The sequence below is a fragment of the Enteractinococcus fodinae genome (assembly GCF_031458395.1).
In the GTDB taxonomy this organism is placed as follows: Bacteria; Actinomycetota; Actinomycetes; order Actinomycetales; family Micrococcaceae; genus Yaniella; species Yaniella fodinae.
In genome coordinates this window covers 2,002,893-2,017,379 of record NZ_JAVDYJ010000001.1, presented here as the reverse complement: position 1 = coordinate 2,017,379, position 14,487 = coordinate 2,002,893, and the positions used below count along the sequence as shown (strand labels likewise).

Annotated in this window: 10 protein-coding genes and 1 tRNA gene; 9 read left to right on the top strand and 2 right to left on the bottom strand. The window is 56.8% G+C overall.

The genetic code is table 11. From position 1 onward, the window contains the following. The first annotated feature begins 66 nt into the window (after positions 1-66). The 9 genes from J2S62_RS09355 (at position 67) to J2S62_RS09315 (ending at position 9,880) form a co-directional block, all read left to right on the top strand. Entirely contained in the window at positions 67-375 is a 309-nt protein-coding gene (locus J2S62_RS09355; RefSeq protein ID WP_310174012.1) for a hypothetical protein, read from the top strand. Positions 376-1,099: 724 nt separating this feature from the next. Further along, positions 1,100-2,470, top strand: coding sequence for a citrate:proton symporter (locus tag J2S62_RS09350; protein ID WP_310174009.1), 1,371 nt, complete (start codon positions 1,100-1,102; stop codon positions 2,468-2,470). Positions 2,471-2,609: 139 nt separating this feature from the next. Next, positions 2,610-3,890, top strand: a complete 1,281-nt coding sequence (gene eno, locus J2S62_RS09345) for a phosphopyruvate hydratase (protein WP_310174007.1) — start codon at positions 2,610-2,612, stop codon at positions 3,888-3,890. A gap of 200 nt (positions 3,891-4,090) precedes the next feature. After that, the gene (locus J2S62_RS09340; RefSeq protein WP_310174005.1) at positions 4,091-4,795 is read left to right on the top strand and encodes a septum formation initiator family protein; all 705 of its coding nucleotides are present in this window, start codon (positions 4,091-4,093) and stop codon (positions 4,793-4,795) included. A 7-nt stretch (positions 4,796-4,802) separates the two neighbouring features. Continuing rightward, a complete protein-coding gene (locus J2S62_RS09335) occupies positions 4,803-6,389 on the top strand; it encodes a DUF501 domain-containing protein (protein WP_310174003.1) in 1,587 nt (528 codons plus the stop codon). Between the two features lie 2 nt (positions 6,390-6,391). Continuing rightward, positions 6,392-7,750 carry a S8 family peptidase gene (locus J2S62_RS09330; protein WP_310174000.1) on the top strand — a complete coding sequence of 453 codons (1,359 nt, stop codon included), beginning with the start codon at positions 6,392-6,394 and terminating at the stop codon, positions 7,748-7,750. Positions 7,751-7,800: 50 nt separating this feature from the next. Beyond that, on the top strand, positions 7,801-9,207 hold the full coding sequence (locus tag J2S62_RS09325; protein ID WP_310173999.1) for an NAD(P)/FAD-dependent oxidoreductase: 1,407 nt from the start codon (positions 7,801-7,803) through the stop codon (positions 9,205-9,207). Between the two features lie 119 nt (positions 9,208-9,326). Next, positions 9,327-9,400: transfer RNA gene (locus J2S62_RS09320), tRNA-Leu, on the top strand. A 72-nt stretch (positions 9,401-9,472) separates the two neighbouring features. After that, positions 9,473-9,880, top strand: coding sequence for an acyl-CoA thioesterase (locus tag J2S62_RS09315; protein WP_310173997.1), 408 nt, complete (start codon positions 9,473-9,475; stop codon positions 9,878-9,880). 69 nt (positions 9,881-9,949) lie between these two features. Here J2S62_RS09315 and J2S62_RS09310 read toward each other — a convergent pair whose 3' ends face one another. Further along, entirely contained in the window at positions 9,950-11,128 is a 1,179-nt protein-coding gene (locus tag J2S62_RS09310; RefSeq protein ID WP_310173995.1) for an McrC family protein, read from the bottom strand. Continuing rightward, positions 11,112-14,459 (bottom strand): AAA family ATPase, encoded by a 3,348-nt coding sequence (locus J2S62_RS09305; RefSeq protein WP_310173993.1) that lies wholly within the window; start codon positions 14,457-14,459, stop codon positions 11,112-11,114. The genes J2S62_RS09310 and J2S62_RS09305 overlap by 17 nt, the downstream gene beginning before the upstream one ends. Positions 14,460-14,487 lie beyond the last annotated feature (28 nt).

The following is a 14,487-nucleotide window of genomic DNA, read 5'->3' as shown; positions in this document are numbered from 1 at the left end:
ACCTCGTAGAAAGGTGTCTAAGATCTAATACAGAACGAATCAGGGCTTCAAGGTGACTCAAGATGAATGTCACAAGTTGATGTCTTGCGAATTCGACGTGCTCAGGATGTGTATACGTACGCCGTTATGTACCTGTCACGGGAAGCGCAGAAGCTGTTCGAGCAGAGTCGAGTCGGAGAGGTTTGGTATGCTCCGCAGCTCCTGACCGAGACTGTTGGCAATACCAGTGAAGCCCATGGGGAGGGCACTGTTGCCCGCGGTACCGAGTCTGGCCTGTTGCTGAGATCTGGAAGAAGGCGCGTGACGCTGTTGAAAGCACACCTTGAGATAGCGATAGCACTGAACTCAGCCGCTGACTGCAATGTATGCATTTAAAACCCGGACACTCAAGGGTGGTGAGCGCAGAGGGCTTGTGCGCTGCAGGGAGCCCCAGGGAAGCTTTAGTGCTCAGCTCGCGCCGACGCTCTTCCCGTCGCAGAGTTCCTACATTGAGTCGAAAGCTATCTCTGACTGGGTGCTCGTGCGAGGAGATCTCCCGGAATACTTCTCGAAAGTCGGCATTGGCATCACTGGGATGTCTTGAAAGTTGGACTAAATAGCGGTCCTCGTGGATACATTGAGTATCGGTAAGTGTGAATAGGGCCTTCGAGCGTCATCTGAATGTGATATAGGTGTTCCTGCGCTTTGTTGAACGTTAAGCTGCATATTCGTCCAGTTTTATCTACGCATGAATATTTTCAGGACGGAAAGCGTCGGGAGAGAACGACTTGATCCTTCGGGAAGACGGGTTCAACTTTTGCGTGACTGTTCGGCTGTTAGGGGACAATTCAATTTCGTTCTGCCGTACCGACAAGAGACCTGGACCACATTGCTCCAGGCTTTCTTGAATGCCCTACCCGCAGGAAAGTGAGATTCCCCCAAGCTGCACATGGGTTCAGCAGTTTTGCCACGAAATTAGGGTCGGGTGAAGTTCGCAACTGAGATGCCTGACGAGCCATTCCAGAGCGTAGTCGCCTATTAGTAATACAGCTCGTGTCGTCATGACCGGCCAATAGGGTATCCGAGTAATTTGTCACTTCACTTCTCGAGGTAAGTCTCTATGACTGAACCGGATACGCTCCTGACCATTGCGGGTCTGAGCATTATCGTCGTTACTGTTGGCCTGCTGATCTGGGGCAAGGTCTCACCTGTTGTCGCCATGACGGTCGTGCCGGTGGTCGGCGCACTTGCGCTTGGCTTTGGACTTGAAGACATTCAAGAGTTTTTCAGTTCGGGCCTGGATTCCGTGATGAACATCGTCGTCATGTTCATTTTCGCCATCATATTCTTTGGCATCCTATCCGACGCCGGGCTGTTCGACCCGGTGATCCGTAGGTTGATCCTCATGACCCGCGGCAGGGTCATCCTGGTGTCGATCGGTACGGTGTTGATTGCTGCCCTGGCACACCTCGACGGTGCCGGTGCCACAACCTTCCTGCTCACCATTCCAGCGCTGCTGCCGCTTTACCTTGCGCTGAATATGAGCCGTTACTTACTGCTACTACTGGTGAGCCTCTCGGCTTCGATCATGAACATGGTGCCCTGGGGTGGCCCACTGATTCGTGCGGCTACCGTCATTGGTGAAGACCCCGGTGACATGTATCAGCCGCTGATCCCGCTGCAGGGCGCTGCCCTGGTCATGCTCGTCGCGCTGGCTGCACTGCTAGGCGTGCGAGAAGTTCGCCGCATCAACGCGGCGGTCGGTACCGGGCTCGCACCATCAGGTGGCAACGTCGATGTGCGAAAGATCGCCGATGACTTCACCGCACGCCAGGCCGAAGAACGCAAAGACCTCGAAGGTAAAATTAATTCCCACCGCATTATTTACTGGCTCACCGTCGTGGTCGTGATCGCCGTGCTGGCCACCATGCTCGCCGGTTGGCTGAACCCAGCGCTGAGCTTCGTCTTAGGCGTGGCCGTCCTGCTGCCACTGAACTTTAACTCTGCCAAGCTACAAATTGACCGCATGAAAGCCCACGCTCCCAACGCCTTGATGATGGCCGCCGTCATTATCGCTGCTGCGGTGTTCTTGGGTGTGCTCAACCAGTCGGGCATGCTCGAAAGTATTGCGTTGTCTCTGCTGCAAGTCATCCCGGAAGGCGTGGGCCAGTACTTGCACGTGATCGTCGGCGTGCTCGGTGTTCCGTTGGACATGCTCACCTCCACCGACGCCTACTACTTCTCCGTGCTGCCACTGGTTGAAGCAACCGCGAGCCAGTTCGGAGTGGCGGCCACTTCCACGGCCTACGCACTGGTGATCGGAAACGTCATCGGTACCTTCGTCAGCCCATTTGCACCCGCCCTCTGGTTGGCCCTGGGGCTGGCAGAAGCCGACATTGGTAAACACATCCGGTATTCGTTCCTCATTATGTGGGGCTTTAGTATCGCGCTGTTGTTGGTCGCGATCCTGTTCGGCATCGTGGAAGTGTAACCCAACCCCACCTTGAAGCGTGGGTGCCATCATAGAAGGATTTGTCTCGATGGCACCCGCTGGTCGTTAGACTAGGGCGTGACTGTTTGTCACAGTCACCTCACCGGTGACCATACATTCTTCCAAGGAGATTGCACTCATGGCATTTATCGACGCCATTCATGCTCGTGAAATTTTGGACTCTCGCGGCAACCCAACCGTTGAAGTTGAAGTGCTGCTAACTGATGGCTCACTGGGACGCGCAGCCGTCCCATCGGGTGCCTCAACCGGAGAATTCGAAGCAGTCGAACGCCGCGATGGCGACAAAGACCGCTACCTGGGCAAAGGCGTGACCGGCGCGATCGATGCCGTCAACGAGGAAATCGCGGATGTACTTTACGGCGTCGATGCAACCTCCCAGCGTGATGTTGATCAGATGCTGCTGGACCTCGACGGCACCGAGAACAAATCCAAACTCGGCGCCAACGCCATTTTGGGTGTCTCCATGGCCGTGGCCAACGCCGGGGCAGCCTCCTCGGATCAGCCCCTGTTCAAGTACCTAGGCGGGTCCAACGCGCACATCCTGCCGGTTCCAATGATGAATATTCTCAACGGTGGCGCTCACGCCGACACCAACGTCGACATTCAAGAATTCATGGTCTTGCCAATTGGTGCCTCGACGTTCGCCGAAGCGCTGCGCTGGGGGACCGAGGTTTACCACAACCTTAAAGCCGTCCTGCAAGAAAAAGGCCTGGGCACCGGACTGGGCGACGAAGGCGGTTTCGCGCCGGATCTAGAATCCAACCGCCAGGCGCTGGAAGTCATCGTGGAAGCCATCGAAAAAGCCGGCTACACCGTAGGCGACCAAATCGCACTGGGTCTGGATGTTGCGTCTTCCGAATTCTACAACGACGGCTCCTACACGTTTGAAGGCGAACAGCGCGACGCTGCCGCCATGATTGACTACTACGCTCAACTGGTGGCAGATTTCCCAATCATCTCGATCGAAGATCCCCTGGATGAACAGGACTGGGCCGGCTGGACCGACCTAACCGCTCGTCTTGGTGATACCGTCCAGCTGGTCGGCGATGACCTGTACGTGACCAACGTTGAGCGTCTGCAGCGCGGTATCGAAGAACAAGCCGGCAACTCGGTACTGGTTAAGGTCAACCAGATCGGTACCATCACCGAAACCTTCGAAACCATTCGCCTGGCACAGACCAACACCTTTGCGTGTGTCATCTCGCACCGCTCGGGTGAAACCGAAGACACCTTCATCGCCGACCTGGCGGTGGCCACCAACGCCGGTCAGATCAAGACGGGTGCACCAGCACGATCCGACCGGGTTGCTAAGTACAACCAGTTGCTGCGCATTGAAGAAGAACTGCACGACAGCGCCCGCTACGCTGGCGCGGCAGCCTTCCCACGCCTGGCACGCTAAGGCCACGCGAACTAACACCGCGGCCGAGTTCGGCCGCGGTGTTTACGTGTCAAGAGAAAACGTGTAAACCTGGGGATTATCTGACAATTCGCAGCTCTACCGTGTTGGCGATGGCCCATGACAGCTGTCCGGCCAGTACACTAGACAGACCAAGAGCTAGCCACCCGGGAGGTGACACCACGGTGCCGAAGAAACCCCGTATGCCCAAAAGCGTTCAGCCCGATACTGCCCCCGTTGAAGCGGAACACGAGGACGACGACGCGATCATCCTCGATGACCCGGCACCCGTCACCAAAATCTCGCGTCAAAGCACCCGAAAATCCCAAGCTGCCAAGCATCAGGCCGAAGAGCCCGACCCGGCAGAAGAAGACGTTGCACCAGCGCCGCGCTCAAAAATGCGAGAGCGACTCCTCGAGACCGCGAAGAAAGCACAAAAGAACCCAAAAGAGCCGAAATCTAAGCGGATCGATCGGGATATCTGGGAGCGCGCCGAACGCGCCACCAGCTTTGAAAACGACCCGCAACCGGCCCGCCAATTTTCTGGTCGCACCGTCGCGCTGCTAGCGGTGTTATTTATCGCAGCGCTGATCATGGCACAACCACTGCAGTTACTACTTGAGCAACAAGCCGATATCACCCAGGCCCGCCAGCAGCTAGCGCAAGAACAACAGCGCGAACAAGAACTGCAAACGCAGTTGGAACGCTGGGAAGATCCGGCCTTTGTGCAGCAGCAGGCTCGGGAACGGTTTAACATGGTGATGCCCGGTGAACGAAAATACCTGGTGATCGGCGACGAAGAAGCACCCACCGAACCAGAACCTAACGTCGCCACCGTCGATGAAGACATCGAAATGGGCTGGGCAGATCGCCTGTGGGGCTCAGTACTACACTCCGGTCAGGAATAGGAAGCACGTGACCAAAGAACCAACCGCTCAAGACCTCGATACACTCTCGCGGCAACTCGGACGACCCGTGCGCGATGTCGTTGAAATCGGGGCCCGCTGTGTTTGCGGTAGCCCCCTGGTGGCCACCACCGCACCCAGATTGAGCAACGGGATCCCGTTTCCCACCACGTTTTACCTCACCCACCCGCACGCTACCGCGGCCGCATCCCGGTTAGAAAACGCCGGGGTCATGGAAGACATGACGCAGCGTTTGAATGACGACGAAACACTCGCCGCAGCTTACAGGCAAGCCCATGAGAATTACCTCAGCGCCAGAGCTCGCATCGGTGAGATCTCCGGTGTCGGCCCGGTCCCAGAAATTTCCGGGGTGACCGCAGGTGGTATGCCCGAGCGCGTCAAATGCATCCACGTGCTGGTCGGCCATTCCCTAGCTGAAGGCCCCGGCGCCAACCCACTGGGGGATGAAGCCCTAGAACTGATGCGCCATGACTTCGACCCAACCGTGTGCCGTTGTGAAGGTGCCTGGGATACCGCAGGGGATCCACCACAAAAAGACCTGTCACGCCACACCCGCCGCCTGCGCCGTCAAGGCCGCACCAATCCGATTCAGTACGCCGACCCGGGTGCCGGACCGGTGGCCGCCATTGACGCCGGAACCAACTCGGTCAGGTTGCTCATTGCCCAACTTGGCGAAAACGGCGTTGAAGAACTCCACCGTGATATGCGTATCGTCCGCCTCGGTGAAGGGGTCGATAAAACCGGGGAGTTCGCACCGGCAGCCCTGGAACGGACCTTTGCGGCCGTACACGACTACGCCCGGGAAATCACCCGCCACGGGGCCCACCCCACCAGATTCATTGCCACCTCGGCTTCCCGTGATGTCTCCAACCGCGATGCGTTTGTCTCCGGCATCCGGCAGCGACTCCACGTCACCCCTGAGGTTGTCTCGGGTGATGTCGAAGCAGAACTGACCTTCGCCGGTGCAGCTTCGGCGCTGGATACCTCCCGCTGGGACCGCCCGGTGCGCGTCGCTGTTGTCGATGTTGGTGGGGGATCGACCGAAATTGTCATCGGCACGATCGATCCCGAATCCGGCGAATCGACCATCCAGGCTCAGACCTCAATGGATGTTGGCTGCGTGCGCTTCCAAGAACGCCACCAGCTCAGCGACCCTCCGACCGAGACTCAGATCCGTGCGGCACAAGACGATCTGGCCACCTACCTCGACGAGCTTGATCCAGAAGCATTCGACTTCAACTCCATCGACGCGGTGGTCGGGGTTGCCGGGACGATCACGACCATTACTGCGGCGGCACTTGGCCTGCCCGCTTACGATTCGGAAGCCATCCATGGCACAGAGTTGAGCGTTGATGACATCCTCACTGCGGCCACGAACTTGATCGGCCAGACTAAGGCCGAGCGTCTCGAACTGGGTTACATGCACGAAGGCCGGGCCGATGTCATCGGCGCTGGCGCGATCATTTGGGCCCAAATCCTTGAACACATTCGCACCGCAACCGATGGCGCGGTCAGCACTGCCATCACCAGTGAGAAAGACATCTTGGACGGCATCGCACTGTCCCTACTGAGGTAACAATGTACAAAAAGGTAGTGGCCGGATTCGCCGGCATTGCCCTCACCATCCTGCTCGCCACCCCCGCTGCCGCTGATAGCTGGCGCGATGAACAGTACTGGCTGGAAGACTATGGCTTCACCGAAGCCTGGGAAACCAGCATGGGGGAGGGTGTGACCGTCGGTGTCATCGACACCGGCGTTGATGGCTCCCATCAAGACCTCGAGGGTCAGATTGCTGGCGGCTATGATGCTTCCGGCACCGGCAACGCAGATGGCACCACACCCATGGGACCCGACCCGAACCACGGCACCATGGTCGCATCCCTAATCGCCGGGCACGGCCACGGTGACCCACCCGAGCAAGAAGAAGACGAGGACGACGAAGACGCCGATGAGGACTCGGATGATGAAGAGTCTGAATACGAGGAAGAGGAATCCGAGGAAGAAGTCGAACCCGAGCCGATCGACGAGTTCGGGACCGACGGCATCCTCGGTACCGCGCCCAAAGCAGAGATCCTGTCAGTATCGGTGCTGCTGGATGATTCCGCACCAGAGGTCCCCTCGGTCGATGAACAAATCGCCGATGGCATCCACTGGCTGGTCAACCAGGGCGCCGATGTCATCAACATCTCACTAGCTTCCTCGGCACAAGACTGGCCCGAGTCCTGGGATGACGCCTTCCTGCACGCCGAACAAAACGACGTGGTTGTGGTAGTAGCTGCCGGTAACCGTGCCTCCGGATCGGAGATTGTCGGCGCACCGGCAACCATCCCGGGTGTGCTGACCGTGGCTGGTCTGGATCAAGACGGCAACGCCTCCTGGGATGCCTCTACCCAAGGCATCACCATTGGTGTGGCCGCACCGGCAAACCCGCTCATCGGGGCGACCCCGGATGACAGTTACACCCACTGGTCGGGCACCTCTGGAGCAGCGCCGCTGGTCTCTGGACTCGCGGCACTCATCCGAGCAGATGACCCCTCCATGCCGGCCCCTCAGGTGATCAATCAGATTCTAGAAACCGCACAGAATTCCGGAGAGGCAGGCCAAGATCATCTGTACGGCCGTGGCATCGTGGATGCGGCTGCAGCGGTCGCCGCCGATATTCCACCGGTCAGTGCGAACCCGATGGGCTCGATCGCCGACTGGATTACCTTGCATCGTCGCGGCGAACTTCAAGAAGTCCAAACCGATGATGAAGGTCGCGAAGTCGCCGGATCGATCGACTACCCAACAGAGATACCGCAGGCTGCGCAATTAGAAAAACAACCTGATGTGTTGCAGCCCATCGTGGTGATTACCGCCGGGATACTGCTCCTTGCAGCGGTCATTACGGCACTGATTTTGCTCCGAAAACAGGCGAAAACTCGCCAATCCTCGTGACTTTGGTAAAAACTTCACAAAGTCGGCTCAAGGCAACTAAGGTAGGGCACATGGCTATTACTCCTCATCTATCTCCAAAACCACGCGTACTTGTCGTGGGCGGTGGCTACGCCGGATTCAAAGTGGCCAAGCGCCTACAGAAAAAGATTCGCGACCGTGGCGGCATCGTCACCGTTGTCGAACCAAACTCCTATCTGACCTACCAGCCGTTCCTGCCAGAAGTAGTCGGCGGCTCGATCGAAGCACGCCACGCACTAGTGGATCTGCGCACACACCTGCGCCAGTCAGAAGTTGTGCAAGGCAAGATCGTTGAAGTCAACCACGCCGAAAAGACGGCAACCGTCGAAGGCCCAGAAGGCAATACCTTCGAACTGCCATACCAAGACATCGTCATGACCGCCGGTGCAGACTCCCGTACCTTCCCAATCGACGGACTCGGCGAAGCAGCTATCGGTCTGAAGCGCATCGAAGAAGCGGTCACGATTCGCAACCAGATCCTGGAGCGCATCGAATCGGCAGCCCTGATGACCGATGCAGATGAACGTCGCCGCGCACTGACCTTCGTAGTAGTTGGTGGTGGCTTCGCCGGTGCAGAACTCATCGGCGAAATCGAAGATCTGGTTCGCACCGCGATCTCCAAGAACCCACGACTGGCACAGTCCGATGCTCGCATCGTGCTGATTGAGGCCATGGGTCGCATCATGCCAGAAGTCAGCGAAGAACAGGCCCTCGAGGTTGTCGAAGCATTCCGTGCACGCGGCATCGAAGTTCTGCTGAATACTTCACTGGGCTCAGCGGTCGATAACCACCTGAAACTGGTCAATATGTCAGATCAGTCCGATGCCGGTTCCTTCTACGCCGACACTCTCGTGTGGACCGCAGGCGTGGCCGCCAACAAGGTTGCCAAATCAACGGACTTCCCAGTTGAAGACCGCGGACGCATCGAAGTCACCCCAACCCTGCAGATTTCTGATGGTGAGGGTGGGGTCCTTGAAGGCGCATGGGCCGCTGGCGACGTTGCAGCTGTCCCAGACCTGACCGGTGACGGTCCAGGTGGCTTCTGTGTACCAAACGCTCAGCACGCAGGTCGTCAGGCAGAACGCCTAGCCGATAACCTCATGGCAGTGCGCTTCGGTGAAGGTGCAGTCGAAGAGTACTACCACAAGTCGCTGGGTGCAGTAGCCGGAATGGGTGTCGGTAAAGGTGTCGGTAACCCATTGGGTATCGAACTGTCGGGTGTCGCAGCATGGTTCGCACACCGTGCCTATCACAACTACGCCATGCCAACTTGGGAGCGCAGCGCACGCGTATTTGGTGGTTGGGTAAACGAACTCATCTGGGGTAAAGACACCACCCAGCTGAAAGAACTTGAAACCCCACACAATGCATTCCGTGAAGCAGCGGGCGTAGAGCGACTGCCAAACCGCATGGATAGAAAAGCCTCCGCAGACGCCTAAGATCAGCTCTTAGAACGTCACGGTCCGCTAGGAGAACTGGCGGACCGTGACGCTTCCTGGAACAAGAGTTCGCAAAGTATGCTCATGCCTACTAAATGCGCTAAACTCTAAATGTTCCAGCCTCCGTGGCCCAATAGGTAGAGGCAAGCGACTTAAAATCGCTGTGTTATGGGTTCGAGTCCCATCGGAGGCACCGTTTGTTCGGAGACCTATGACTACCATCCTCTGCAGGCTCCGTTAGGCCCGCAGAGTTCAACGAGGAATTATGCTAACTTCAACGGTCAAACCACGAATTGACGATATGGGCCCCGCAGGCCACGTTCACAACACCGTGCTTCCGGCATGGTTCCAACAAGCACGTCAGCCTTTACTTGACGAATTTCGGACTATGCCCAGCTGCACCACAGTGCCGTTGATGATCAAGGAATATACGGTTACTTTTCACCGTGAATTGCTGCTCAAACCTGACGTCGTGATCACAGTTTCCGTAGAACGGATTGGCAATAGCTCGTTTGTACTTCATGAGGTAGCCCGTCAAAACGACGAGGTGGCTGCCGAATCTCGCGTGGTCTATATCTATGTGGGTGCCGATAACCGGCCGGCGCGTATCCCAGATCAGCAGCGAGCGCTACTCGATTCTTATGTTGAGGCTTCTCAAAAGGTCATGAGCTGAACTAGCCGGTCATAGTAAGACGTGCTTCCTCGACTGTCTCGAACTGTTAGAGACTTAGTCTAGGAACTTTTATCCATTTGGGGATTGAGCGCCGAGCTTTCCGATGAGTAGGTTTCGGGCCTCGTATGCCCCGAGGTTCACAGTCACGAGGTGAACGGTCTTGTCTGCTTCGGGGACTGTGATCTTTTGATCTATACCGTCCACACCCGCATAGATCAAAGTCCCCTCTGAGAGCCCTGTTGCAGTGAGGTAGGCGAGCATTTGGTAGATGTCGTTGCGATCTGGTCCAGAGCCTCGTCTTGAACTGGATCCAAGGATTTTGTACTTGACGTCTCCCACGAAGGACCAGGCTCCGTTGCGCCGGATAGCCAGATCCGGTTGTAATTCCACCCGGCGAGCCTCATCAAGCCAGAGGGCACCTTTCCAGCTATCCTGCATCTCCGCTTCGTCGACACCCCAGGCACGTCGTAGCGTTACCCGGACCCATTGTTCGATCACTTTTGGCATGTCGATGACGAATCCCGGGAGCGTCTCCTCGCCGAGCTCGGCGCTTACTCGTCCAAACGATAACAGCAGCATTGCTAGTGAAATGGCCTGCTGATACCACTGGTTGTGCCGGGTCCACACAATATTCTTGGCGGTGGCTAGTGGGTCGCGCAATGGCGCGACGTGCCGGACATCCCGCAAGACGTGGTGGGCTTGTTGTCGGGTGTGATCCGACAGGCTGGGAGTGGCTCGCACTTGTCGCAGAGCGGCTGCGAGCACCTGGTTTTCGGGTGTGTCATCGTCAAACACATCCGTTTCGACCGTTACCGGGACGGGCCCAACCTGTCTCAGCGTTTGCGGGACGAGGAGCTTTCCGCGGATCACGTTCAGTCGTTGCCGTTCGCGCCGGTAGGCACGGTGCATTCCGCGTTCGAAGGTGCGATGGCAAGACTGAATGAAGAGCGCAACAACAGCGTCGTCCAAATCCTGTCTTGTCGTAGTGGCTGCCTCTGCTTCGAGCCAACCGTAGGGATCGGCTATTTCCGATATCAACGTGAGCAAGCGATGAATCGGGAGTTTGGGCGCGACAGAGACCTTCAATCCGTCGATTACTGCGCCACCTACCCGCGAACCGGGGATCACATGAAGCAGACCGTTATCGGCCGGCACGAAAGCTGCCTGAAACCATTCACGCAGCTTTTCTCGCTGGACGACAGTGAGCGCTACAGGTTCGCTGCGGCTGTGCTCAGTCAGCTGCAGCATCGACACCACCGGTGAGTGCATAAGCTCTCAACTGGTCGAATGTGAGCTCGTCTAATCGCCCTGATTGCCCGTAGAAGTGCTCACGAAGAGTCGGCATGACGGTGAACTTCCATGCCTGACGTGCTGTTTCTTCAGTGAGATCGTCGCCCAACAGGAAATGGCTGGGCCCAATGCTTTGGTCCTGATCGCCGATCAGTTCGTTGGCGCGCTCCAGGAGCTTGACCATCCATTTGAGATCAGGAGCGTATTGGTCCAGATGTTGATCGAGCACATCGTTCATGGGCACTTCTTCCGGGCGCAGATCCCGGATGAAAAACCGGCGCCGAAGAGCGGAGTCGATGGCTGCAATGGACCGATCAGCTGTATTCATCGTACCGATGAGCAGTAAGTTCTCGGGAAGTTTGAATCTGTCCCCGTAATTCAGGGTGACCTCTTCGTTTCTATACTCCAGGAGGAAATACAACTCACCAAAGACCGCGGGAAGGTTGGCGCGGTTGATCTCATCAATGATCATCACGTGAGTGGCATGTGGCTCCTGCTCGGCTCGTTTTGCGGCTTCAAGCAGCGGACCGTTGCGGAGTGCGAATGCGCCAGATGTTCCTGTTTCGGGCCGGAGCCCTTGCACGAAATCTTCGTAGGTGGTCGCGGGATGGAACTGCACCAGTGTGACTCGTGCAGGGTCCTGTGTCAGGAACTCGGCGAGTTGGCGTGCAAGAAATGTTTTACCGGTTCCCGGAGGTCCCTGGAAGATGATCTGGCGTTTTTGCCATAGTAATGACTGGGTGACACGCAACCATTCGTTACTCTCATCGGTGACAAACGTCAGCCGCTGAGCAAGCGCATCGAGAGTGGCAGGGATCGTCTTGGTCCGAGCTTCTCGTGGGGGAGTCGGCTCAGTATCGTTTAGGGACTGGGGCTCCGTGGCGAGTTCATCCGGAGAGACACTTGGCAATCCAGCGCGCCAGTCAGCAAATGCTGCTCGGGTGGCTTGGTCCCAATCGGTAGCACCCAGGTCTAAAGAAATCACCTGTTGCGCGAGCGCGGCCAGTACCGGCACATTCAATTCGATTCCGTCGCGGTAGAACAATCCCGACCGGAGTGATTCCATGGCTTCCCGAAGTGACATGAAGAGTTCACCCGGTGAAGCCTCTGGGCTGATGGTGAGCGAACACAGCTCCATGAGGAGGGGACGGACGGAGGCCCGATAATACTTCGGCACCGTCTCATCGATTTGGCTGAGGAGTCCGGTGGCTGCTTCGAGAAATTCTGAGCTCGGTCCATCGAAACCGGTCTGCTGGTGAAGGTGATCTATCGCTGCGCTAGTCTCTGTGTCACGTAATTCAGCCAGTGCTTTGAGGCCCCGATTGTGATCAGCTTGGAACCAGTCGAGCAGTGCCTTCGACGCGTCGCTGTGAAGTTCCTCGAGTGGCGCAGTGATTCTTGGAAGATTATCCGGGGTAAGTTCTTGAGCCTGTGTAGCTGGCTCCTCATCCGTCAGTAGCTCGGATTCCTCCAAGATGAGCGACGCCCAAGCGGACCATGTAGTAAGGCCGTCTCCTATCCCGAGCCATTGGGATCGGTAGGGCGCAGCATATACATTGACCTCGTACCTGTCACCGTACTGAATGTTTGGCTCTAGGAACTGGATGAGGTCATTGACGTCGCCGTCTTTTTCAAGAAACTCACTAAAAGCAATACTCATACGCTGGCGATCAGCCGTGCTGGCATTCAGTAGAGCTCGATCCGGGAAGAAAAGATGTTCCAGGATCAGTCGCATCGACTGGGCTCCCTGAACATGTATGCCGTCGAGCAGTTCCTGGAAGGCCTCCCAGTCATTGAGTGCATGGTCGCGTTCGTCAAATGACTGGGAGGCGAGCTCATGCATGAGATGTACTAAGTATTGGAATATCGCCCAACGAAATGTGTGAAAGGCGGTACCGACTCGAATGATGCCCGCTCGCAGGCTCGTTTCCAAGGCATCTGGCATCGGCGAGCTATCGTCCCGCCAGCCAAGGATGGTGTTCACGTGGGAAATCTTGGTTGTTTGCTTCATGCTGCCTGGTTGTAGCGGCAGCGTGTAGATAAACATGAGCTCGGCCGCCAGTTGAACCGTTGAGGTAGGAGCTGGCGCTAACTGTGTCTGGAGTTTGCCCAGGAATGTTCCCTCGCCGGCATCCGGTCGGTTAACGAAATACTCGATAAAGCCGGTAGTGGCTTCTTTATAGTCCAACGATTCGCCGGAAAATAGGGACTGCCCTTCAATGACAGCATTCTTCCAAGCCTGTGCCGCGTCGTATACCGGGTCTGCGGTGGGGTTTGCTTTGCGATAAGAGGGGTGGCGGACCTTGTCCTCGCGAGCACGCTTCGCTCCCTCGTCTCTGTAGCGCCGCCAGAACTCGGAATTGAGGAAGGCTTCATAATCTTGAGGCTCGTCGTCAAAGATGAAACGCTCAAGGTGCGGCGCCCAGTGATGATCCTGGTTCAGTCGCCATATGGCATGTCGATGGGTGAAAAAGTACCAAACACGCTCTCGGAAAGCGTGATCCCAATCCACAATGATGCGGTCTGATTCAACCGCCTGCACCATGCCCCGTGCCTTGATGATCATTGTCGACACCGGCAGGCCGTAGTTTTCGAACGGTAAATCCCTTTTCTTCGTGGTGGTAGCTTTGATAGCGATTCGATCGCCGGGGACCATTTCCTGCGCCCGGCCAGGTACTCCGTCACTAAGGGCCCAGTAGCCGCTATTTACGAAATCTGCAGTTTTGTCCTCATTATTTATCATTGAGCCGACCAGCCAGATATTTCGAGCACGATGTTGCTCTGCGCTTTCTTGACCGGCTTGTTGGAGCTCATCGAGCTTAGCCTGGTCGTGGGCAAGTTCTTGAAATAACTCGGGTTCTTGTCGTATGCGTGAGAGAGTGGAGATATTTCGTAGCCCATTTTGGACGTTAGATGGTAATGCGTCCTTTGGGAAGTCGCTAACAGTCCACTTCACCGGGATGCGATGGCGATGAGTTTGAGCCCCAGCTTCGTAATAGTACGGACCCGTCACGTAGCCGATCCGTAGATATCTGCTTTCGCTATACGGTCCCACGACGATGTCATCTTCAGCGATGCCGTCGCGAAACCGCAACAAGGTATAGGCCCAGGCCCGTAGAGTGCCCAAGGAGCTCTCGGGGTTTAACCGACCTAGGTCAGCGATGAGATCTTCAATTTCTAATGATCTTCGGTCGAGGTCCCCGGTCCCATCCCACCCGATGGAGATGAAACCGCCTTCTTCGAGTTCCTGACTGAGTGTATCGTTCCGGATGAGCCAAACTTGAGTCACAAATACCCTTCCATCGTGGAGCTAGACC